Annotated in this window: 20 protein-coding genes; 10 read left to right on the forward strand and 10 right to left on the reverse strand. The window is 58.9% G+C overall.

Annotated elements, in window-relative coordinates:
* The first annotated feature begins 13 nt into the window (after nucleotides 1-13).
* The 6 genes from EJA71_RS16305 (at nucleotide 14) to yccS (ending at nucleotide 9,598) form a co-directional block, all read left to right on the forward strand.
* The gene (locus tag EJA71_RS16305) at nucleotides 14-1,456 is read left to right on the forward strand and encodes a TldD/PmbA family protein (RefSeq protein ID WP_158958448.1); all 1,443 of its coding nucleotides are present in this window, start codon (nucleotides 14-16) and stop codon (nucleotides 1,454-1,456) included.
* Nucleotides 1,456-2,793 (forward strand): TldD/PmbA family protein, encoded by a 1,338-nt coding sequence (locus tag EJA71_RS16310; RefSeq protein WP_158958450.1) that lies wholly within the window; start codon nucleotides 1,456-1,458, stop codon nucleotides 2,791-2,793. The genes EJA71_RS16305 and EJA71_RS16310 overlap by 1 nt, the downstream gene beginning before the upstream one ends.
* A 139-nt stretch (nucleotides 2,794-2,932) precedes the next feature.
* Entirely contained in the window at nucleotides 2,933-4,360 is a 1,428-nt protein-coding gene (mdtD, locus tag EJA71_RS16315; RefSeq protein ID WP_122594733.1) for a multidrug transporter subunit MdtD, read from the forward strand.
* Nucleotides 4,361-4,488: 128 nt separating this feature from the next.
* Nucleotides 4,489-5,826, forward strand: coding sequence for an ATP-dependent RNA helicase DbpA (gene dbpA, locus EJA71_RS16320; protein WP_230669476.1), 1,338 nt, complete (start codon nucleotides 4,489-4,491; stop codon nucleotides 5,824-5,826).
* Nucleotides 5,827-5,957: 131 nt separating this feature from the next.
* On the forward strand, nucleotides 5,958-7,136 hold the full coding sequence (locus tag EJA71_RS16325; protein WP_158958452.1) for an NAD(P)/FAD-dependent oxidoreductase: 1,179 nt from the start codon (nucleotides 5,958-5,960) through the stop codon (nucleotides 7,134-7,136).
* Nucleotides 7,137-7,414: 278 nt separating this feature from the next.
* Nucleotides 7,415-9,598 carry a YccS family putative transporter gene (gene yccS, locus EJA71_RS16330; protein WP_158958454.1) on the forward strand — a complete coding sequence of 728 codons (2,184 nt, stop codon included), beginning with the start codon at nucleotides 7,415-7,417 and terminating at the stop codon, nucleotides 9,596-9,598.
* Between the two features lie 142 nt (nucleotides 9,599-9,740).
* Here yccS and EJA71_RS16335 read toward each other — a convergent pair whose 3' ends face one another.
* A complete protein-coding gene (locus tag EJA71_RS16335) occupies nucleotides 9,741-10,478 on the reverse strand; it encodes an ABC transporter substrate-binding protein (protein WP_158958456.1) in 738 nt (245 codons plus the stop codon).
* 255 nt (nucleotides 10,479-10,733) lie between these two features.
* Here EJA71_RS16335 and EJA71_RS16340 point away from each other — a divergent pair, with 255 nt between their 5' ends.
* Nucleotides 10,734-11,186 (forward strand): GNAT family N-acetyltransferase, encoded by a 453-nt coding sequence (locus tag EJA71_RS16340; protein WP_158958458.1) that lies wholly within the window; start codon nucleotides 10,734-10,736, stop codon nucleotides 11,184-11,186.
* Between the two features lie 105 nt (nucleotides 11,187-11,291).
* Here EJA71_RS16340 and EJA71_RS16345 read toward each other — a convergent pair whose 3' ends face one another.
* Genes EJA71_RS16345 through EJA71_RS16355 form a run of 3 tightly spaced genes read right to left on the reverse strand, consistent with a single transcriptional unit; the run spans nucleotide 11,292 to nucleotide 14,276 of the window.
* On the reverse strand, nucleotides 11,292-11,588 hold the full coding sequence (locus EJA71_RS16345; protein WP_003229005.1) for a helix-turn-helix domain-containing protein: 297 nt from the start codon (nucleotides 11,586-11,588) through the stop codon (nucleotides 11,292-11,294).
* A gap of 24 nt (nucleotides 11,589-11,612) precedes the next feature.
* A complete protein-coding gene (locus tag EJA71_RS16350) occupies nucleotides 11,613-12,107 on the reverse strand; it encodes a M48 family metallopeptidase (RefSeq protein ID WP_158958460.1) in 495 nt (164 codons plus the stop codon).
* A gap of 45 nt (nucleotides 12,108-12,152) precedes the next feature.
* The gene (locus EJA71_RS16355; protein ID WP_158958462.1) at nucleotides 12,153-14,276 is read right to left on the reverse strand and encodes a bifunctional diguanylate cyclase/phosphodiesterase; all 2,124 of its coding nucleotides are present in this window, start codon (nucleotides 14,274-14,276) and stop codon (nucleotides 12,153-12,155) included.
* 321 nt (nucleotides 14,277-14,597) lie between these two features.
* On the opposite strand from EJA71_RS16355, the gene EJA71_RS16360 reads away from it, so the two are divergent.
* Together EJA71_RS16360 and EJA71_RS16365 are read left to right on the forward strand one after the other, a co-directional pair.
* Nucleotides 14,598-15,266 carry a polysaccharide lyase family 7 protein gene (locus tag EJA71_RS16360; protein WP_158958464.1) on the forward strand — a complete coding sequence of 223 codons (669 nt, stop codon included), beginning with the start codon at nucleotides 14,598-14,600 and terminating at the stop codon, nucleotides 15,264-15,266.
* Nucleotides 15,267-15,415: 149 nt separating this feature from the next.
* Entirely contained in the window at nucleotides 15,416-16,261 is an 846-nt protein-coding gene (locus EJA71_RS16365) for a hypothetical protein (protein WP_158958466.1), read from the forward strand.
* A gap of 45 nt (nucleotides 16,262-16,306) precedes the next feature.
* On the opposite strand, the gene EJA71_RS16370 is transcribed toward EJA71_RS16365, so the two are convergent.
* Nucleotides 16,307-16,591: a hypothetical protein gene (locus EJA71_RS16370; RefSeq protein WP_158958468.1), complete on the reverse strand. Its 285-nt coding sequence runs from the start codon at nucleotides 16,589-16,591 to the stop codon at nucleotides 16,307-16,309.
* Between the two features lie 611 nt (nucleotides 16,592-17,202).
* On the opposite strand from EJA71_RS16370, the gene EJA71_RS16375 reads away from it, so the two are divergent.
* The gene (locus tag EJA71_RS16375) at nucleotides 17,203-17,541 is read left to right on the forward strand and encodes a hypothetical protein (protein WP_158958469.1); all 339 of its coding nucleotides are present in this window, start codon (nucleotides 17,203-17,205) and stop codon (nucleotides 17,539-17,541) included.
* Nucleotides 17,542-17,615: 74 nt separating this feature from the next.
* Here EJA71_RS16375 and fba read toward each other — a convergent pair whose 3' ends face one another.
* The 5 genes from fba to epd form a co-directional block, all read right to left on the reverse strand.
* The gene (fba, locus tag EJA71_RS16380) at nucleotides 17,616-18,680 is read right to left on the reverse strand and encodes a class II fructose-bisphosphate aldolase (RefSeq protein ID WP_158958471.1); all 1,065 of its coding nucleotides are present in this window, start codon (nucleotides 18,678-18,680) and stop codon (nucleotides 17,616-17,618) included.
* A gap of 126 nt (nucleotides 18,681-18,806) precedes the next feature.
* Nucleotides 18,807-19,139: an MliC family protein gene (locus tag EJA71_RS16385; RefSeq protein WP_158958473.1), complete on the reverse strand. Its 333-nt coding sequence runs from the start codon at nucleotides 19,137-19,139 to the stop codon at nucleotides 18,807-18,809.
* A 57-nt stretch (nucleotides 19,140-19,196) separates the two neighbouring features.
* Entirely contained in the window at nucleotides 19,197-19,418 is a 222-nt protein-coding gene (locus EJA71_RS16390; protein WP_064119176.1) for a hypothetical protein, read from the reverse strand.
* A gap of 34 nt (nucleotides 19,419-19,452) precedes the next feature.
* Nucleotides 19,453-20,616 carry a phosphoglycerate kinase gene (locus tag EJA71_RS16395; RefSeq protein WP_158958475.1) on the reverse strand — a complete coding sequence of 388 codons (1,164 nt, stop codon included), beginning with the start codon at nucleotides 20,614-20,616 and terminating at the stop codon, nucleotides 19,453-19,455.
* A gap of 12 nt (nucleotides 20,617-20,628) precedes the next feature.
* On the reverse strand, nucleotides 20,629-21,681 hold the full coding sequence (gene epd / locus EJA71_RS16400; RefSeq protein ID WP_158958477.1) for an erythrose-4-phosphate dehydrogenase: 1,053 nt from the start codon (nucleotides 21,679-21,681) through the stop codon (nucleotides 20,629-20,631).
* Nucleotides 21,682-21,774 lie beyond the last annotated feature (93 nt).

Consider the following 21,774-nt stretch of genomic DNA (forward strand, 5'->3'; position numbering starts at 1 on the left):
AGGAGGTTCCCGAATGTTCGATTTCCACCCCCAGCTCAAGCAGCGCTTCGCTGCCTTGCGCACGGGCGCTGAGTTCTTTTCCCTGCGGTATGTGCGCGAGTCCGGCCAGTACCTGTCGGTGCGCAAGAACGTCGCCGAACCGCCGAGCCTGAGCCGTGACGAGGGCGCGATGCTCACCGTTCGCGTCAACGGTGTTGAGGCGTATGCCGCGACCAACGACCTGTCGCAACAAGGCCTGCAAGCCGCACTAGAACGCGCCGAAACTCAGGCCCGCCGCCTCAAGCCGCACGCCTTGCTCGACCTGCGCGATCAGCCAGTGTCCAGCGACCGCGCTGATTACTTTTCGCCCAATCTCGAACAGCCCTTCCCGTCCCTGAGCGAATGCTTCGAGCTGCTCGGCGCGGAATCCGCCTCGGTGCCAAAGGATGAGCGCCTGGTGAACTGGGAAGTGAGCATCGGCATCACCCACGTCGAACAGATCTACCTGAGCAGCGCCGGGGCCGAATTGCGCCAGGCCCAGCGCTTCGTCTATCCAAGCCTCGACGTCACCGCCTACGACGGCAACGACAGCCAGACCCGCAGCCTCGGCCGCGAAAACTTCGGCCAACAGGGCGGCGCGGACGTGATCAGCCGTTGCGGACTGATCGGCGCCGGCCCGCAAGTCGCCGATCAGGCGCTGCAACTGCTGCTCGCGCCGAACACCCCGCAAGGCCCGCGAGACCTGCTGTTGATGCCGGATCAGATGATGCTGCAGATCCACGAATCCATCGGCCACCCGCTGGAGCTCGACCGCATCCTCGGCGACGAGCGCAATTACGCCGGCACCAGTTTCGTCAAAGCCAGCGACTTCGGCAGCCTGCAATACGGCTCGAAACTGCTCAACGTGACGTTCGATCCGGGCATCCCCGAAGAACTCGCCAGCTACGGCCATGACGACGACGGCACCGAGGCCAGCAAACAGTTTCTGATTCGCGAAGGGCTGCTGCTGCGTCCGCTGGGCGGTGCGCTGTCGCAATACCGCGCGGGCCTGGACGGTGTCGCCAACAGTCGCGCCTGCGGTTGGAACCGCGCACCGATCGACCGCATGGCCAACCTCAATATCGAACCCGGCGACCAGCCGCTTGAGCAGTTGATCAAAGGCATCGAGCACGGCATTTTGATGAGCACCAACCGATCGTGGTCGATTGATGATGCGCGCAACAAATTCCAGTTCGGCTGCGAATGGGGTCAGTTGATCGAAAACGGTGAACTCAAAGGCGTGGTGAAAAATCCGAACTACCGGGCGATTTCCGCGCACTTCTGGAAAAGCCTGCGCGCCGTCGGCGACGCCAACACCGTCAAGGTGCTGGGCACGCCGAACTGCGGCAAGGGCGAACCGAATCAGGTGATCCGCGTCGGCCACGCTTCGCCGGCCTGCGTATTCAGCAACGTTGATGTGTTTGGGGGAGACGCCTGATGAGCATTTCGAAGAGTCAGTCCGACGCCTTCAAGGTCATGGTCGAGTGGCTGCGCGACAGCGTCCGCGAGCCGGAGCAGTTCACCCTCAGCTATGCCGCCGAATCTTCAGCGTTCGTGCGTTTCAACCACGCCAAAGTGCGTCAGGCCGGGCAAGTTCAGCAGGCCAGTATTGTCCTCAAGCTGATCAACGACGGGCGTCACGCTGACCTGCAGGTCACCCTGTCCGGTGATCAGGAAGGCGACCTGCAACGCCTCGCCGAAGGTCTGCAACAACTGCGCGAAACTCTGCCGCTGCTGCCGCAGGATCCGTATCTGCTGCTCAACCATAATGGCTGGCAGAGCAAGAACGTTCAGGAACATCCGCTGCCGGACACTGAACAGGTGGTCGATGAAATCTGCGCCGCCGCTGAAGGTCTGGACTTGGTGGGTTTCTACGCAGCCGGTCCGATCAGCCGTGGTTTCGCCAGTTCTTCGGGGGCGTTTGGTTGGCATCAGGCCAACAGTTTCAATTTCGACTTCAGCCTGTTCCACGAGAACGGCGAAGCGGTGAAAGCCAGCTACGCCGGGCATGACTGGAGCAGCGAAGGCTTTGCCAAGCGCTTCGGCCAGGCCCGCGAGCAACTGGAGTTTCTCGGTCGTCCACTGCGCACCCTGGCGCCGGGGCAATACCGCGCGTACCTGGCACCGGCGGCACTGGAAGAAATCATGGGCATGCTGAGCTGGGGCGGATTTTCGGCTCAGTCGATTGCCAGCAAGAGCAGCCCGTTGCAGAAACTCTATGTCGGCGATCAGGCGTTCAGTCCGCTGGTGTCGCTGGACGAAAAGGTCAGCGAATCGTTGAGCCCGGCGTTTTCCGGCGAAGGGTATCCGCGCAGCGATCTGCGTTTGATCGTCGAAGGCAAGGCTGGCGATCAACTGGTCGGTTCGCGCAGTGCCGCTGAATATGGTCTGACCGCCAACGGCGCCAGCGGCGGTGAATCGCCGAGTGCGTTGAACATGGCAGCCGGTGATCTGTCGCAAGCAGAGATCCTCAAGCAGTTGGGCACCGGGTTGTACATCAGCAACCTGTGGTACCTGAACTTCTCGGATCAACCGGCGGCGCGCATGACCGGCATGACCCGCTTCGCGACCTTCTGGGTCGAGAACGGCGAGATTCAGGCGCCGGTCAGCACCATGCGTTTTGACGACAGTGCTTACAGCTTGCTCGGTTCGCAGCTGGAAGCGTTGACCGCCGAGCGCGAATTGCTGCTGTCGGCGAGCACGTACAGCCAGCGCAATACGTCGTCGGCGTTGCTGCCGGGGGCGCTGGTTAGCCGTTTGACCTTGACCCTCTGACGGCGATCGTTCCCACGCTCTGCGTGGGAATGCAGCCGGGGACGCTCTGCGTCCCAGCCAAAAGCGGACGCCGAGCGTCCGTTGAGGCATTCCCACGCAGAGCGTGGGAACGATCATCAAACAGACAACAAGAGGTTCCATGCCCAACCGCCCGCCTCTCGACGCCATCACCGCCCGCTGGTTGCCTTGGGTCGTCGCCATCGCTTTCTTCATGCAGTCCCTCGACGGCACCATTCTTAACACTGCCCTGCCGGCCATGGCCCGCGATCTCGCCGAAGACCCCTTGCGCATGCAGGGCGTGATCATCGCCTACATGCTCACCGTGGCCTTGCTGATCCCCGCTTCAGGCTGGATCGCCGACCGCTTCGGCACCAAGAAAATCTTCTTCGGCGCGATCCTGCTGTTCAGCTTCGGCTCACTGCTTTGCGCACTGTCGAGCAGCCTGAGCATGCTGATCGGCGCCCGTGTCATCCAGGGCCTCGGCGGCGCGCTGATGCTGCCGGTCGGGCGACTCGTCGTACTTCGCGCTTATCCGCGATCCGAGCTGGTGCGGATCATGGGTTTCATCACCATCCCCGGCCTGCTCGGCCCTTTGATCGGCCCGACCATGGGCGGCTGGATGGTCGAATACCTGACGTGGCACTGGATCTTTCTGATCAACCTGCCGGTCGGCGTCATCGGCTGCTACGCGGTGTGGAAATTCATTCCCGACCTGCGCGGCAGTGAACGTACGCGCTTCGATAGCCTGGGTTTTCTGCTGTTCGGCGCGGCGATGATTCTGATCACCATCGCCATGGAAGGCCTCGGTGAACTGCACCTGCCGCACCTGCGCGTGATGTTGCTGCTGTTCGGTGGCATGGCCTGTCTGGCGGCGTATTGGTTGCGCGCCGGGCACATCGAAAACCCGCTGTTCGCACCGTCGTTGTTCAAGACCCGCACCTTTGCCGTCGGTATTCTCGGCAACCTGTTCGCGCGTTTGGGCAGCGGTGCACTGCCGTTTCTGGTGCCGCTGCTGCTGCAAGTGGCGCTGGGTTATTCGCCGTCGCAAGCGGGGATGAGCATGCTGCCGCTGGCCGCTGCGGCGATGATCGCCAAGTGGGTGGCGCGCCCACTGATCGAGCGTTTGGGTTATCGCATTGTGCTGACCGGCAACACCTTGGCACTGGGGATCATGCTGGCGAGCATGGGATTGGTCAGCGAACAGACGCCGTACTGGCTGTTGCTGTGCCTGCTGGCAGTGCTAGGCGCGATCAACTCGTTGCAGTTCACTGCGATGAACACGGTGACGTTGATTGATCTCGACGATGCCAGCGCCAGCAGCGGCAACAGTTTGCTCTCGGTGGTGGCGCAGTTGTCGTTGAGTCTCGGGGTTGCCTGCGCCGGTGCGTTGCTTGGCGGGTTTACTGCGGAGATCGGCAACGATGGTGTCGAAACGGTGCTGGGTGCCTTCCAGCTGACCTTCGTCACCGTCGGCATCATGGCGATGCTGGCGGCGACGATCTTCTCGCAACTGTCGAAAGAAGACGGCCGCCGCGCCAAACGTCCGGAAGAACACATCGAACATTAATCACTGTTCGTCCAGAACTTTCGAGGAAAGTGGCACGGGGCTGCTACACTGCGCGACATTTTGTTTTGCAGGCCAGTCCCGTGACCACCATCGCCACCGCTTTTAATACTCTGCCGCTGTCCGCCGCCATGCTGGCTAACCTCGAATCCCTCGGTTATGCCCAGATGACGCCGATCCAGGCGCAGAGCTTGCCGGTGATCCTCAAGGGGATGGACCTGATCGCCCAGGCCAAGACCGGCAGCGGCAAGACCGCCGCGTTCGGCATCGGCCTGCTGAACCCGATCAACCCGCGCTACTTCGGTTGCCAGGCGCTGGTGATCTGCCCGACGCGTGAGCTGGCCGACCAGGTCGCCAAGGAAATCCGTCGTCTGGCCCGTGCCGAAGACAACATCAAGGTCCTGACCCTGTGCGGCGGCGTCTCGTTCGGCCCGCAGATCGCTTCGCTGGAGCACGGCGCGCACATCATCGTCGGCACCCCGGGACGCATTCAGCAGCACTTGCGCAAAGGTTCGCTGGTCCTCGATGGCCTGAACACGCTGATCCTCGACGAAGCCGATCGCATGCTCGACATGGGTTTCTACGACGCCATCGAAGACATCATCGTCAAGACTCCGGAGCGTCGTCAGACCTTGCTGTTCTCCGCGACTTACCCGGTAGGCATCAAGCAACTGGCGTCGAAGTTCATGCGTGATCCGCAAACGGTGAAAGCCGAAGCCTTCCACGATGACACGCAGATCGAGCAGCGCTTCTACGAGATTTCTCCGGAAGATCGCATGAGCGCAGTGACCAAAGTCCTGCACCACTTCCGCCCGGCGTCCTGCGTAGCGTTTTGCTTCACCAAGCAGCAAGTGCAGGAAACCGTTGATCACCTGACCGCCAAGGGCATTTCCGCCGTCGGCCTGCACGGCGATCTGGAACAGCGTGACCGCGATCAAGTGCTGGCGATGTTCGCCAACCGCAGTACTTCGGTACTGGTTGCCACCGACGTTGCCGCCCGTGGTCTGGACATCGATGCGCTGGACATGGTGATCAACGTCGAACTGGCCCGCGATTCGGAAATCCACATTCACCGCGTTGGCCGTACCGGTCGTGCTGGCGAGAAAGGCATCGCGATCAGCCTGGTGGCTCCGGGCGAAGCGCATCGCGCGCAAGCCATCGAACAGTTGCAGAAGTCGCCGCTGAACTGGGATCAGGTCGATAACCTCAAGTCCCAGGGCCTCGCGCCGCTGCAGCCGCCGATGACCACGCTGTGCATCGGTGCTGGCCGTAAAGACAAGGTGCGTCCGGGCGACATTCTCGGTGCACTGACTGGTGACGCCGGCATTCCGGGTGCGCAGGTTGGCAAGATCGCGATCTTCGACTTCCAGGCTTATGTAGCCGTGGACCGCACCGTGGCCATGCAGGCCTTGCAGCGCCTGAACGACGGCAAGATCAAGGGCCGTTCGCTGCGCGTGCGCATCCTCTGACCTGATCGTTCCCACGCTCTGCGTGGGAATGCATCCCGTGACGCTCCGCGTCACATAACAACGGACGCAGAGCGTCCATGGCGGCATTCCCACGCAGAGCGTGGGAACGATCATTGTGTGAGGACACCGTTTTGCGCTCTACCGAAGTCGTGATCATTGGCGCTGGCGCCGCTGGGTTGATGTGTGCACTGACCGCCGCCGGGCGTGGGCGTCAGGTGTTGCTGCTTGACCACGCGAACAAGGCTGGCAAGAAAATCCTGATGTCGGGCGGTGGCCGTTGCAATTTCACCAACATGTACACCGAACCGAGCAATTTCCTCTCGCAAAATCCGCATTTCTGCAAATCCGCACTGGCGCGCTACACCCAGTGGGACTTCATCGGCATGGTCGGGAAGCACGCCGTGCCATACCACGAGAAAAAACTCGGTCAGCTGTTCTGCGATAACAAATCCAGCGACATCCTCGAAATGCTCCTGACGGAGTGCGATCAGGTCGGCGTCGAACTGCACCTCGACACGTCGATCCAGACCATCGAGAAAGTCGAAAACGGTTACCTGCTCGACACCACCCTCGGCCAGGTCCAGTGCCAGTCGCTGGTGATCGCCACTGGCGGGCTGTCGATCCCGACGCTCGGCGCCAGCGGTTTCGGTTATCAAGTGGCCAAACAATTCGGTCATGAACTGCTGCCAACCCGCGCCGGTCTGGTGCCGTTCACCATCACCGATCAGCTCAAAGAACTGTGCACCGAGTTGTCCGGCACTTCGGTGGATTGTCTGGTCAGCTGCAACGACCAGAGCTTCCGCGAGAACATTCTGTTTACCCATCGCGGCCTTAGCGGCCCGGCGATTTTGCAGATCTCGTCGTTCTGGGAATCTGGCGACACGGTGGAAATCAACCTGCTGCCGGATCACGACGCCGCGAGCTGGCTGCAACAGCAAGTGACCGAGCGCCCGAACAGCGAGCTGAAAACGTTGCTGGGTGAGATCTTCACCAAGAAGATGGCCAACCTGTTGGCGGATAATTGGTTCGTGTCCAAGCCGATGAAGCAATACACCCACGCGGAACTGGCGGACATTGCCGAGAAACTCGGCAGCTGGAAAGTCGTGCCGGCGGGCACTGAGGGTTACCGGACTGCCGAGGTAACGCTCGGTGGCGTTGATACCCGCGAAGTGTCGTCCAAGACCATGGAATCGCTGAAAAGCCCTGGCCTGTACTTCATTGGCGAAGTGCTCGACGTCACCGGCCACTTGGGCGGCTTCAACTTCCAGTGGGCCTGGGCCTCCGGTTACGCTGCCGCGCAGTACGCCTGATCCCTTTCTTTCGAATGTGAAATGCAATTCCTGTGGGAGCTGGCTTGCCAGCGATGAGGTCGGTACATCCAACATCTTTGTTGACTGTCAGGCAGCCATCGCTGGCAAGTCGAATCGTCGCACCGCAGCTCCCACAGGGTTATGTGCCAGATTTAAGATTTAATCCGGCACAAGATCTCAAAGGAACACTTTTTGCTGTCAGATGTGCTCGGCGCCATTGCGTCGGCGTCATTACTGGCTCAATTTAGCGGCATCGCCTCGGAAGGCCTTCGCACTTCATGTCCTCGACCTCGTTTCGTCAGTCTTTGCGGCGCCTGTGGGCGCTGGATAAATTCAGCTACAGCGTGCGGGTATTCATCGCCCTGACCGGCAGCATGGCGCTGTGCTGGTATCAGGATGAAATGGCCCTGCTGATCCCGTTGTTCCTGGGGATTATCGCCAGCGCTTTGGCGGAAACCGACGACAGTTGGCAAGGCCGCCTCAACGCCCTCGCCGTGACGCTGGTGTGTTTCAGCATCGCCGCGCTGTCGGTGGAATTGCTCTTCCCCTACCCCATCGTGTTTGCCATTGCCCTGGCGCTGGCCAGTTTCGGCCTGACCATGCTCGGTGCGCTCGGCGAGCGTTATGGGGCGATTGCCTCGGCGACGTTGATTCTGTCGGTGTACACGATGATCGGTGTCGATCAGCGCGGCGGCGCGGTCACTGATTTCTGGCACGAACCGATGCTGCTGGTCGCGGGTGCAGCGTGGTACGGCTTGCTCTCGGTGCTGTGGCAAGCGCTGTTTTCCAATCAGCCAGTGCAGCAAAGCCTGGCGCGGTTGTTCCGCGAACTGGGTTTCTATCTGAAGCTGAAAGCCTCGCTGTTCGAGCCGATCCGCCAGCTGGACGTCGAAGCCCGGCGCCTGGAACTGGCGCAGCAAAACGGCCGCGTGGTCGCTGCGTTGAACAGTGCCAAGGAAATCATTCTGCACCGCGTCGGCAACGGTCGCCCCGGTTCGAAAGTCAGCCGTTACCTGAAGCTGTATTTCCTCGCTCAAGACATCCACGAGCGCGCCAGTTCCTCGCACTATCCGTACAACGCCCTCGCCGATGCGTTCTTCCACAGCGACGTGCTGTTCCGTTGCCAGCGCCTGTTGCGCCAGCAAGGCAAGGCCTGCCGCGCATTGGCCGAATCGATCCAGATGCGCCAGCCGTTCATTTACGACGCGAGTTTCGCCGAAGCCCTGAGTGACCTCGACGCCTCCCTCGAACACCTGCGTATCCAGAGCAACCCGGCCTGGCGTGGACTCTTGCGTTCGCTGCGCGCACTGGCGGCTAACCTCGGCACGCTCGACCGGTTGCTCAGCGACGCGAGCAACCCCGACGCCTTGGCCGACGCGACCGACAGCAGCCTGCTCGACCGTTCGCCGCGCAACCTCAAGGACGTCTGGATTCGCCTGCGCACGCAACTGACGCCGACTTCTCTGCTGTTCCGCCATGCCCTGCGCCTGCCATTGGCGCTGAGTATCGGCTACGGCATGGTGCATTTGATTCACCCGTCGCAAGGCTACTGGATCATCCTCACCACGCTGTTCGTCTGCCAGCCAAACTACGGCGCCACCCGACGCAAACTCGGTCAGCGGATTTTCGGCACCGCCATCGGCCTGACCGTGGCGTGGGCGCTGTTCGATCTGTTCCCGAGCCCGCTGGTGCAGTCGTGTTTCGCCATCGCCGCCGGTGTCGTGTTCTTTACCAACCGCACCACCCGTTACACCCTTGCCACCGCCGCGATCACCATCATGGTGCTGTTCTGCTTCAACCAGGTTGGCGACGGTTACGGGCTGTTCCTGCCTCGGCTGTTCGATACCCTGCTCGGCAGTTTGATTGCCGGCCTGACGGTGTTCCTGTTCCTGCCGGACTGGCAGGGTCGACGCCTGAACAAAGTGCTGGCCAACACCCTGACCTGCAACAGCATCTACCTGCGTCAGATCATGCAGCAATACGCCGCCGGCAAAAGCGACGACCTCGCCTATCGGCTGGCCCGACGCAACGCGCACAACGCCGATGCCGCGCTGTCGACGACGCTGGCGAACATGCTCATGGAGCCGGGGCACTTCCGTAAGGAAGCGGATGTCGGTTTCCGCTTTCTGGTGCTGTCGCACACGTTGTTGAGTTATCTGTCAGGGCTGGGTGCGCATCGCGAAACCCAGCTGCCGGCCGATGTGCGCGAGCATTTGATTGATGGCGCTGGGGCAAAACTGGCGACCAGCATCGATGAAATCGCCCAAGGTCTGGCGAACAAGCAGCCGGTGGCGATTCAGAGTGACGAAGAAGAAGCGCTGGCCAATGAGCTGGAGCAGATGGCCGATGAGATCGATGAGGGGCAGCGGTTGGTGCAGACGCAATTGGCGTTGATCTGCCGGCAGTTGGGGCCGTTGCGGACGTTGGCGGCGCATCTGATCAAGGACACCGCTGAAGTTTGAGGTGGCCGGACTGGCCCCATCGCTGGCAAGCCAGCTCCCACAGGATTTGTATACACCGCGAACCCTGTGGGAGCTGCGGTGCGACGATTCGACTTGCCAGCGATGAAGCCATCAGCACCAACACAACTCTGGGATCAGAAACTCACATCCCATGCTGCCTCAACAACTTGTCATAACTCCCATCCGCCTTCATCGCCGCAATCGCCTTGTCAAACCCCGCGACAATCTGCTCATGCTGCGGATTCTTCAGGCTCACCAGAATATGCAGGCTGTTCTCACTCAACGGCTTGGGCAAAAATTCCACCGAATTGCGCACCCTGGCTGATTCCCGCGCCAGGTAATACTTCGCCACATACTCATCCTCCAGCGTCAACTTGACCCGGTCCGCCGCGAGCATGCGCACGGCCATGGCGAAGTTGTGCACAGGGACTTTCTGCAACGCGGTGTCGGCATCGAACGGCGCCGAATAGGCATAGCCGCGCACCACGGCAATCGGATAAGTATGCAGTTGCTGCAGATTGGAATAGTCGAGAGGGGTGTCTTTGCGCTTGAGAAAGCGGATGCGATTAAGCAGGTACTCCCCGGAAAACTGCCCGAGTTTCGTCCGCTCGTCGTTGTACCAGGCGTTGACCAGCACGTCGTAACGCCCCTCGCCCACGCCAAGCAGCGCCCGCGCCCACGGCACCTGTTCGTAACCGCTGGCATAACCGGCCCGAGCCAGCGCATTGCTGACAATGTCGGTGGCCAGACCGCCGTTGACCAGCGTGTCATCGGTAAAGGGTGGCCAGATATCAAACACCAGCCGCAGCTTCTCCGCTGCAGCGGTCTGAGCCAGCAAGAGCAATCCGATCAAAGCAAAGGCTCGATGCAGTCGCGGCATGCTTGAAAATCCTTAGCGGGCGAGTTGCCCAGCATGTTTTCAGTCAAAACCCCAAGGCCCCTTACCGGCAAAACCCAGGCACTAACCTTAGCTCAATGACGCCAAGGCACCGTGCTCTCCTGCAGATTACACAAAGAAGTCACCCGCGCGAGAAAGGAATGATGGCATTTTGATCTTTGTCACAGACTCTTACGCCATGCAGACAGCAATGGCGAGGACGCTTAGTATCGGGCGACACGTACAAGGAATCGGAAAATGACAGTCGAGTGGATCTGCAAACATCACAGCGATCTGGGCAAAGAACAGCTGTACGCGCTGCTGAAACTTCGGTCAGACGTGTTCGTGGTCGAACAGAAATGCGCCTACCCGGACCTCGACGGCCAGGATCTGGAAGGCGATACCTATCACCTGATGGGCTGGGAAGATGATCAGCTGATGGCTTACTTGCGCTTGCTCGATCCGGAATCCCAGGGCGGCGACGTGGTGATTGGTCGAGTGATTACCGCACCGCAAGGGCGCGGCAAAGGGCTGGGCCACGAAATGATGGAGCAGGCGTTGAAACAGGCGGAGAAGCATTGGCCGCAAGTGCCGATCTATCTGTCGGCGCAGGCGCATTTGCAGGGGTACTACGGCAAGTACGGGTTTGTCGTGGCGGGTGAGGAATATCTCGAGGATGACATTCCGCATATCGGGATGCGTCGCTCTTAAGTGCCCCTTCGCGAGCAAGCTCGCTCCCACATTAGATCGGGTGAATGCGGTCAAAATGTGGGAGCTGGCTTGCCAGCGATGGCGTCAGCTCGATGACTGCAAGAATCAAGGGTATTCAAGCACTGCCTTGATCTGCCGCAGATTGCGCTCGATCCACCCGCGATCAATCGCTCCCCACTCCCGAATCCGATAGCGCCCGGCATGGTTCCGTGCGCCCTCTTCCTGCTCGAATTCGCAGACGATATCCAGATCGGCCAACGCCGCAATCGTGTCCTGCGCGGTGCGCCGGGGCATGCCGGTGACTTCGGTCAACGCCGGCACACTCGGCGCCAGACCGCTGTCGATCAAATACGCCACGTACAAACGGCGATAGAAACTGCTTTTGGTCTTGCTGACGTCCATCCCCACCTTCCTGGTTGCGTACGGTTAAGCCTGCATGTCCCGCCAGGTCAGGTACACCCGCAGATCGAACTCGATCTGGTGATACCCCGGCAGCATGTGTTCACACAATTTATAGAACGCCTTGTTGTGATCCGACTCTTTGAAGTGCGCCAGTTCGTGCACGACGATCATTTTCAGAAAGTCCGGCGCCGCGTCCTTGAACAGCGAGGCGATACGAATCTCTTTCTTGGCCTTGAGCTTGCCACCCTGCACCCGCGACACCGTGGTGTGCAGGCCGAGCGCGCGGTGGGTCAGGTCGAGGCGGTTGTCGAACAGCACCTTGTCGATGGCCGGAGCATTGCGCAGGTATTCCTGCTTCAAATCCAGCGCGTAGCTGTACAACGCCTTGTCACTCTGCACATCGTGCCGCCCCGGATAACGCTGGCTCAGGTAATCGCCCAAGCGCCCTTCGGCGATCAGTTGGCGCACCTGATCCTGCAATTGCGCGGGATAGGCCTGGAGGTACTTCAACACAGTCATGGACGGGCGACACAGTTCGAAAAAAGGTGCGCCAGTGTAGCGAATTCAACCGGGCAGCGCGCTCCAGTCGAAGGGCTCGGTGAAGCTTGCCGCGTCTTCAGCGATCAATGGCCGGGCGACGAGGAAGCCTTGCACGTATTCGCAACCGTGGGCCTGCAGCCATTGGTATTGCTCGATGGTTTCGACACCCTCGGCAATCACCAGCAAACCGTATTGCTTACACAGGTTGATTACCGTGCTCACCAGCGAAGCGTCGCGTGCCGAGTCCGGCAATCGGGCGATGAGGTGGCGATCAAGCTTGAGCGTGTCCAGTTCCAGATCGCGCAGATGCGCCAGCGAGCAAGGCCCGGAGCCGAAATCATCGAGCGCCACTCGCACCCCGAGATTGCGCAACAGACGAAGCTGCTTGCGGGTTTCATCAGGGTTCTGCATCAGCGCTTCTTCGGTGACTTCAACCTCCAGCTGCCGTGGCTGCAAGGCATGGCGCTCCATGACCTGGCGCAATTCGGTGACCAGATTCGGCAGGCCGAACTGGGTGTTGCTCAGGCTCACGGCGAGCACCAGATCGTCGGCGAACAAGGTTTCCCAGGCTTTGCGCTGACCGGCGCCGCGATGATAAATCCAGCTGCCGAGACGACTGATCAACCGCGCCTCTTCCAGCAATGGCAAAAACAGGCCTGGCGGAACGTCGCCGACGCTCGGGTGCTGCCAACGCAGCAGTGCTTCAAACCCTCGGATCTGCCCGGTATCGATGGCCACTTGCGGCTGGTAGACCAGATTGAAATCGCGGTTTTCGATGGCGGTGCGCACGCTTTCTTCCAGCATCAAGCGCGAACGGGCGCGACCATTCATTTCATGATCGTAGAAGCGATATTGCTGGCGACCCGCGCGCTTGGCTTCGTACATGGCGATGTCAGAAGCGCGCAGCAGGCCGTCGAGGTTCGAACCGCAATCGGGAAAGGTGGCGATGCCAATACTGGCGCCAAGGGCGATATCCAGCCCTTCGATCTGCTGACAGATCGATACGCGCTCGATGAGCTTCTCGGATATTTTCGCCGCTTGTTCGGGAAATTCCAGATCCAGCAACGCGGTAAATTCATCGCCGCCCATGCGCGCGAGAATGTCGAATGGCCGCAGACAGGCTTTCAATTGCTCGGAGACCCAGCGCAACACGCGGTCGCCAGCATCATGGCCCAGCGAGTCGTTGACCCGTTTGAAGCCGTCCAGATCCAGATACAGCAGCACCCAACTGCTGTCGCTGCGTTCGCCGCGCAGCAGCAGGTTTTCCACGGTCTGGTAGAAGCCCCGGCGATTGAGCAAGCCCGTCAGAGGATCAGTGACCGCTTGAAATTCCAATTGCTGATGCAGATGGCGCACGACCGACATGTCCAGCACGGTCACCACCATCGCATGTTGTTCGGCGGGTAACGTCGCGCAGGACAAGGCCACCGGCACCTGCTGCCCCGGCGCCGTGCGCAGCAGCGCATCGTGCAGGCGCAAGGTTTCGCCACGTTTGTAACTGGCATAGAACTCGGAATCGGCCCACACCGGAATGTGGGGTTTCTGCAGATAGTCGAGGAACTCCTTCCCCTCCAACTCCTTCACCGGCGCATTCAGCAGCCGTGAAATCGCCGGATTGGCAAAACGAATCACGCCGTCTTCGCCCAACACCAGAATCCCCTCAGCGGCGTTATCCAGCACCGAGGCATTGAACGCTCGCGCCACTTCCAGATCATGACTCAACCGTTGCAAAGCGCGGCGATTACGCTGGTGCTCCAGCAACGCCTGAACCTTGGGCTTGAGAATCTGCGGATCGAACGGCTTGAACAGGTAATCCACCGCACCACTGGCATAGCCCTTGATCACGGCATCCTGCGACTGCTCGTTGGCGGTGAGAAAAATAATCGGTGTGAGCCGCGTACGCTGGCTACCGCGCATCAGCCGCGCGACTTCGAAGCCGTCCATGCCCGGCATCTGCACATCCAGCAGCACCAGATCGACGTCGTGTTCGAGCAACAGACTGAGTGCCTCAAAACCAGAGGCAGCGGTAATGACCTGCCAGTCCTGGCGCTGCAACAATGCGCGCATGCTGATCAGGTTTTCAGGGTAATCATCCACGATTAAAAGGACAGAGCTGCCTTCACCTGGCTGTGGTTGCGCGCATTCCATGCTGCTTCTCTTGTCGGGACTTCAGGCCGGTTTCCGGGCAAAACCGTACACATGCTGAGCGTTCACTCTAGTCCGGGATCGACCAAAGCAATAGCTGTCATCAGGCCATCATTTAACCAAAGTCTCGTTTAGCCGACTAACGGTCGCCGCTGTAGCCCCCGGAAACCGGGAAAGATGGCATTTCGACAGGATGTTGACGCCAATCATCTGCCAAACGGGCGTTAACAAAAAACACCTCTACGCTTATAAAGGCCGCCCCAAAAGGCGCGGGCTAGAGCTTCTGGCACCCGCGTTCAGGATGAATCGAGTGGAAGAACCGACATGATCGATCTCGCAACCTGGAACCTCAGCGTTCCCGTCGGCAGTCCGCCGTACACCGTCGAAACCGCAAAATTGGTGAATGGCTTCAAGGATCAGTACTTCCATTCCGACACCGGCACCTTGTTCTTCTGGTCACCGGTTACCGGGTCAAAAACCGAAAACGCCATCTACCCGCGCACCGAACTGCGTGAAACCTACAGCAACGGCACGCTGCGTAACTGGTATTACCCGGACGCTGACAACCTGCTGCGCGCGACCGTCACGGTCAACAAAGTGCCAAGCTCCGGCAAGATCGTCATCGGCCAGATCCACGCTTATGAAAGCCAGAAGCCCATGGTCAAACTCGAATACCAGTACAAAACCAAAACCGAGACCGGCAACCTGGTGATCAAAGTGCGCATGCACCCCGATGACGATGAAAGCCGCGTGATCACCCTTGCCACCGGGATCAAACTGGATCGCGAATTCAATTACCTCATCCACCTCAGCCCTGGCGGCGCCCTCGGTGTGAGTGCGGCGGGTTATCAGTGGGACTCACAGATCAGCGCGACCTGGAGGAACAAGCCGTTGTACTTCAAGGCCGGGGTTTATGTGCAGGACAACACCGGTTACACGAGTGAAGGTGGGCAGGTGACATTTACCAAGCTGGATATTGATCACGACAAATAACGCGTTCTGCTTATATCGACGTCGTTGAACTGGATATAAAAAGAATAAAGAACTGTCAGTTATTACAGGTCATTTTTGATAGCCGACTCTTTATGCTTCTCCAATGAGGAACACTAACCGCCAGTCAAGCAGCCGACCAGGACGTCCACATGCCCAGCCCTCTCGCACCGACGATACAGTCCGTTACCGACAGCCTTAAAAACACTGTGGCCAGTGGCGGCACCGCCTCAGGCACAAGCATCACGCTAAGCGGGGCAGGATTTCCGGGCGTGTCGCTGCTGGTGGAGGTGACCGTCAATGGCGTCGCCAGCCCGCCCTCGGTACAAAGTGTAACGGTCGGTGCTACGGGCAAATGGTCGGTAGACCTGACCGGCCTTGCTGCTGGAGCAACCACGGTGAAGCTGACTGAAGACGCCAGTAACGCGGCCGTCACCGCGCCTGCTGGCTCTGTGTCCTGGAGTTTTACGGTGGCTTCGGTCGTCACCGAAGACTTCGAAAGCGACATCCCGCCGCTCTTTCTAACCGATTGGAGAACAGTGACTAAAAACAACGTCTCCATTCTCTATACCAGCCCCAACTGGGGCGGCATCCGCAACGCACGGGAGTTCTGGGCCGACACCGGCGGCTTTCCAGGAAAAATTGAAGGGAAAGTGTTCTGCCTGAACTACATACCCACCATCGCGGCCCCGGCCTCGGTGGGCTTTTCCCTGTATCAGCCCAAACTGAACAAGTTGGCCAATTGCACTGCTATCAGTTTCTGGTACCTCTGCCAAACCAGTTGCACCGTGCATTTTTATAACGACGCAAAAGTTGAAGTGGGCCAAGCAGTACTGGCCATCAGCCCGAAGAAACCGCAACAGTTGACGTTCCCATCAGCGAACGTTTCGACCTTTGTCATCATGGACAACACTCAAGTCGTGGCCCCTGCACCGGCACCTTCGAACCCGCTTACTTACTCGGTGTTAATCGACAATATTCAATTTACGCCGATGTAACGTAGCCAAAACAAGAAACCCGCCTCTCGGCGGGTTTCTTGTTTTTTACTTCGGATTGATGGTCGGAATCACGTAGTCTTTCAGCGCCTCTAGCGGAAAGACCTTATAGTCATCCGTACCGGCGAATTGCAGCATCAGGCCGCCTTCTTCGATGCCATGGTAGATCCCTTCGACGCTCACCAGAATCTGAATCGGCGCGCCTTTCTCTGCGTTGTACTTGATACGTTGACCAACACTCAAGGTGAAGGGTTGAGGGCCGTGAGAATTAATAACTTCCTGCTCGCCCTGAACAGATTTTAAAGATGCATTTGCAAAAACTTGTTCTTCCATGATGAAACTCCTTGGATAATTTATATAAAGCTTAGTAGCGGGCGTCACTCATCAGCCCGTACGCAACACTAACCAATGAGCCGGCCCTCATCAAGAGCAAACATCGCAAAACTCTTTTCAATACTTTTCCGCAAACCAACACTCCACGACAAAACAATGCACAAGAACTAAAATTACTCTTTGACCCCAGCGTTAATTGTCTCGATTGAATTTCCCAAAGATCGAAACCCAATGTCTTTCTATAAAATCCCTCTCGGCGCGCCTGTTAAAGCTGGCTCAATCTGCTTGGGGTCTGGTGGTGATCAAGGCATAGATCAGTGTCGACATCCATTTTCGTCGCTTACTTTTTAAATTCGCTCAGCCGCGCTTTCATATTCAAGATCCGATTAAGTCATATAGCAAAAGCATATCAATACCTGTCAACTCTTACAGGTGACGAACCGTCCACACCGGCCTAACCTCACTTACGAAACAACAAAAAGTGATACACACACAATCAACTGCACGCACCTGACTATTTGCGAGCCTGACAGAAACAACCATAAATGAGTTAAGTCAGCCACGCGCAAACTCGGTTAGCCCTAGCAACTGAAAAGAAAAAGGAAAAGATCATGGCGAATATCAACGGTGTTTATTTCGGGGGCGGCGTTGACGGCACCTTCCATCTGCACATCAACAGCTCTGACGACATGACCGGAATATTGAATGGCGTTGTATATAAAGGATCAGATATTTATACGGCCACTGGCAACTATAAATTCGAAAACAACGTCGGCCCTGCGACAAACGTTAATATTAGCTTGGCTGGCGCCACGAACACACAACTGCCCTTTGAAAACTGGTTTCTTAAAACCAACAACAATGACTATGCACATTTGACTGGGACACGACGAGTCACCTTCCAAAACGGTACTTGGGGGGAAGGCGAGCTTGGACTTTCTAGAGTTTAGGAGACAATTCAATTTCTCAAAAAAAGAAACCCGCCTAAAGCGGGTTTCTTTGACGCACCGTTTAACACCCAGGCTTAGTTAACCTTAGCGTTCAACTCACCCTTCAGATAACACTGATACATCGCTTCCAGCGAAATCGGCTTGATCTTCGAAGCATTACCAGCAGTGCCGAACGCTTCGTAACGCGCGATGCAGACATCACGCATTGCCGTCACAGTCGCGCCGAAGAATTTACGCGGATCGAATTCGCTCGGGTTGGTGGCCATCAGGCGACGCATCGCACCGGTGGATGCCAGACGCAGGTCGGTGTCGATGTTGACTTTGCGTACGCCGTACTTGATGCCTTCAACGATTTCTTCAACCGGTACGCCGTAGGTTTCTTTGATGTCGCCGCCGTACTGGTTGATGATCGCCAGCCACTCTTGCGGAACCGAAGAAGAGCCGTGCATCACCAGGTGAGTGTTCGGGATGCGTTTGTGGATTTCCTTGATACGGTCGATCGCCAGCACGTCACCGGTAGGTGGCTTGGTGAACTTGTAGGCGCCGTGGCTGGTGCCGATAGCGATGGCCAGGGCATCGACCTGAGTGCGTTTGACGAAGTCAGCGGCTTCTTCCGGGTCGGTCAGCATCTGGCTGTGATCGAGAACGCCTTCAGCGCCGATGCCATCTTCTTCACCGGCCATGCCGGTTTCCAGCGAACCCAGGCAGCCCAGCTCGCCTTCTACCGAGACGCCGCAAGCGTGAGCCATGGCCACGGTTTGTTGGGTAACACGGACGTTGTAGTCGTAGTCGGTCGGGGTCTTGCCGTCCTCGCCGAGGGAACCGTCCATCATCACCGAGCTGAAGCCCAGTTGAATCGAGCGCTGGCAGACGTCAGGGCTGGTGCCGTGGTCCTGGTGCATGCACACCGGGATGTGCGGGAATTCTTCGATTGCGGCCAGGATCAAGTGACGCAGGAATGGCGCGCCGGCGTATTTGCGAGCGCCGGCCGAAGCCTGAACGATCACCGGGGAGTCAGTCTTGTCAGCGGCTTCCATGATGGCGCGCATCTGCTCAAGGTTGTTGACGTTGAAAGCTGGAACGCCGTAGCCGAATTCGGCCGCGTGGTCCAACATCTGGCGCATGCTGATAAGTGCCATTGTGTGTGTCTCTCCCGGTTTAGGGTCGTTAATCGTGCCAGCCTGCCGGAGCGGCGGCGGCTATTCAAGTGATTGCAGATCGGGGGTTGAGGCCCGCTCTGGTGATTCGATAAAGCAAATTCTGTGTTATTCAGCTTTGCAGCCGCGGCCGATCAGGTCATTGGTGGCGACCCAGTACACCAGGCCTTCTTCACCTTTGACGTGAAACGCCAGCATGCCGTCGCTGTACAGCGTGCCCGAGGCGCCCGGCTCTTCTTTCAGGCGATAGACCTGATCGCCGCCACCCAGTCGAACGTCGACCTCCTTCTGGCCGGCATCGGCGTAACGCCACAGCACTTTGGCCTGGCTGTCGCAGGTCCAGGTCGTCCAGTTATCCGCCGGAGCCGACGACTGAAACAGGTTGAACTGCGCACAACCACCTAACAATGCCAACGCCGCAATGGCGATCAAGCCTTTCATCCGTGTTCCTCGACTGACGGCGCATGCCGCCAGCCCTGAGTTAAAGAGTCAGACCCGTCAAGGACAACCATGTTCCTTGGCCGGGGTTTGCGTCTCGTATTTCTCCAGGCCGTCCGGTCCCGAGCGCTTGTTCAGCACCGGGTTGGTTTCGGCCTGCCAGTCGGCCTGATAACAGCCCTTCTGCGACTCGCTCGGCGCCGGCGTCGCTTCGGCCTTCGGGTTACTCCCGCAGGCCGCCAGCGTACCGGTCAGCAACAACAGCGCTAACGACTTGACCATGTAAACACTCCTTTGCCTGGCCAAACGGGCGGCCTCAGGCCTTGGCCCGGCTTTCCAGGACTTCAACGGCTGGCAGCACTTTGCCCTCGACGAATTCGAGGAACGCGCCACCACCGGTGGAAATGTAGGAGATTTGCTCAGCCACGCCATATTTATCGATCGCAGCCAGGGTATCGCCACCGCCAGCAATGGAGAACGCCGAGCTTTCAGCAATAGCCTGAGCCAACACTTTGGTGCCGTTGCCGAACTGGTCGAACTCGAACACGCCGACCGGGCCGTTCCACAGAATGGTTTTCGACGACTTCAGCAGTTCAGCGAAGTTGGCCGCGGTTTGCGGGCCGATGTCCAGAATCATGTCGTCAGCCGCGACGTCAGCGATCAGCTTGACGGTGGCTTCGGCGGTTTCGGCGAATTCTTTGGCAACCACGACGTCAACCGGCAGCGGCACGCTGACTTTGGCAGCGATGGCACGCGCGGTGTCGAGCAGGTCTGGCTCGTACAGGGATTTGCCAACCGGGTGACCGGCCGCCGCGAGGAAGGTGTTGGCGATGCCGCCGCCGACGATCAGTTGATCGCAGATCTGGCTCAGGCTGTTCAGCACGTCGAGTTTGGTCGAGACCTTGGAGCCGGCAACGATCGCAGCCATTGGCTGAGCCGGTGCGCCGAGGGCTTTGCCCAGCGCGTCCAGTTCAGCGGCCAGCAGCGGGCCAGCGGCAGCGACCTTGGCGAACTTGGCCACGCCGTGGGTCGAACCTTCGGCACGGTGAGCGGTGCCGAACGCGTCCATCACGAATACGTCGCACAAGGCTGCGTATTGCTGGGCCAGTTCGTCAGCGTTCTTTTTCTCGCCCTTGTTGAAGCGCACGTTTTCGAACAGCACGATGTCGCCGGCCTTAACGTCAACGCCGACCAGATAATCGGCCACCAGCGGCACTTCGCGGCCCAGAGCCTTGCTCAGGTAGTCAGCGACAGGCTTGAGGCTGTTCTCGGCAGAGAATTCGCCTTCGGTCGGACGGCCAAGGTGCGAGCAGACCATCACGGCCGCACCTTTTTCCAGGGCCAGCTTGATGGTCGGCAGCGAAGCCAGGATACGCGCATCGCTGGTGACAACACCGTCCTTGACTGGGACGTTGAGGTCTTCGCGGATCAATACGCGCTTACCTTGCAGATCGAGGTCGGACATCTTCAACACGGTCATGGGTCGCACTTCCTACGGTTTTTTTGAAGTTGCTGTTTGCAGATAGTGTTCTGCAACGTCCAGCATTCGGTTGGCAAAACCCCATTCGTTGTCGAACCAGGCCAGGATGTTCACCAGTTTGGGGCCGGAAACACGGGTCTGACTGGCATCGACGATGGCCGAATGTGGGTCATGGTTGAAATCACAGCTGGCGTGCGGCAACTCGGTGTAAGCCAGCAGGCCTTTGAGCGGGCCGCTGGTGGCGGCTTCGCGCAGGATCCGGTTGATCTCGTTGGCGTCGGTCGCTGTGGCGGTCTGCATCGTGATGTCGAGGCAGGACACATTGACCGTCGGCACGCGTACGGCTTTGGCCTGAATTCGTCCGGCAAGTTCCGGCAGCAGGCGCTCGATGCCACGCGCCAGACCGGTGGACACCGGGATCACAGACTGGAACGCCGAACGGGTGCGGCGCAGGTCTTCGTGGTGATAGGCGTCAATCACTGGCTGGTCGTTCATCGCCGAGTGAATCGTGGTGATCGACACGTAATCGAGGCCGATCGCCTTGTCGAGCAAGCGCAACAGCGGCACGCCGCAGTTGGTGGTGCAGGAGGCGTTGGACACCAGCAGTTCGTCGCCAGTCAGGCAATCCTGATTGACGCCGTAGACGATGGTCGCGTCGACATCCGCCTCGCTGGCCATCGGCTGCGAGAACAACACGCGTGGCGCACCGGCGTCGAGAAAGCGCTGGCCGTCTTCACGGGTGTTGTAGGCACCGGAGCATTCGAGCACCAGATCGACGCCCAGTGACGCCCAATCGATGCCTTCGGGGGTGGCACTGCGCAGGACCTTCACGCAGTCGCCATTAATATGCAGACAATCGCCGTCTACTCGCACTTCGCCGGGGAAGCGGCCGTGGGTGGAGTCGAAGCGTGTCAGGTATTCGATGCTGGCCATGTCCGCCAGATCGTTGATTGCGACAATTTCAAACCCGGCTTTCTCGCCTCGCTCAAACAACGCACGCAAGACGCAACGACCAATCCGGCCGTAGCCGTTGAGTGCAACTTTGAAGGGACGCGGTTGAGGCATGGGGTTCTCGATAGTATTCGCTAACAACACAACCCCATGTAGGAGCTGCCGAAGGCTGCGATCTTTTGATCCTGTTTTTTAAGATCAAGATCA

It is taken from the genome of Pseudomonas sp. PB106 (assembly GCF_009764645.1).
Taxonomy (GTDB): domain Bacteria; phylum Pseudomonadota; class Gammaproteobacteria; order Pseudomonadales; family Pseudomonadaceae; genus Aquipseudomonas.